Annotated in this window: 1 tRNA gene and 2 rRNA genes; all 3 read left to right on the top strand. The window is 48.4% G+C overall.

The window, feature by feature from the left end:
- Nucleotides 1–113, top strand: a 16S ribosomal RNA gene (locus J4728_RS23695); the annotation flags it as partial.
- 85 nt (nt 114–198) lie between these two features.
- A tRNA-Glu gene (locus J4728_RS23700) sits at nt 199–274 on the top strand.
- Nucleotides 275–465: 191 nt separating this feature from the next.
- A 23S ribosomal RNA gene (locus J4728_RS23705) occupies nt 466–572 on the top strand; the annotation flags it as partial.

Below are 572 nucleotides of genomic sequence, written 5' to 3' on the forward strand. Positions count from 1 at the left end.
AAGAAGTAGGTAGCTTAACCTTCGGGAGGGCGCTTACCACTTTGTGATTCATGACTGGGGTGAAGTCGTAACAAGGTAACCGTAGGGGAACCTGCGGTTGGATCACCTCCTTACCTTAAAGAAGCGTACTTTGAAGTGCTCACACAGATTGTCTGATGAAAAGTAAATAGCAAGGCGTCTTGCGAAGCAGACTGATACGTCCCCTTCGTCTAGAGGCCCAGGACACCGCCCTTTCACGGCGGTAACAGGGGTTCGAATCCCCTAGGGGACGCCACTTGCGCGGTAATGTGTGAAAGGCGTTGCCATCAGTATCTCAAAACTGACTTACGAGTCACGTTTGAGATATTTGCTCTTTAAAAATCTGGATCAAGCTGAAAATTGAAACACAGAACAACGAAAGTTGTTCGTGAGTCTCTCAAATTTTCGCGACACGAGAATGTTTTACGAAACATCTTCGGGTTGTGAGGTTAAGCGACTAAGCGTACACGGTGGATGCCCTGGCAGTCAGAGGCGATGAAGGGCGTGCTAATCTGCGATAAGCGCCGGTAAGGTGATATGAACCGTTATAACCG

The sequence above is a fragment of the Salmonella sp. 32070601201500089SM genome (genome assembly GCF_017573605.1).
In the GTDB taxonomy this organism is placed as follows: domain Bacteria; phylum Pseudomonadota; class Gammaproteobacteria; order Enterobacterales; family Enterobacteriaceae; genus Salmonella; species Salmonella enterica.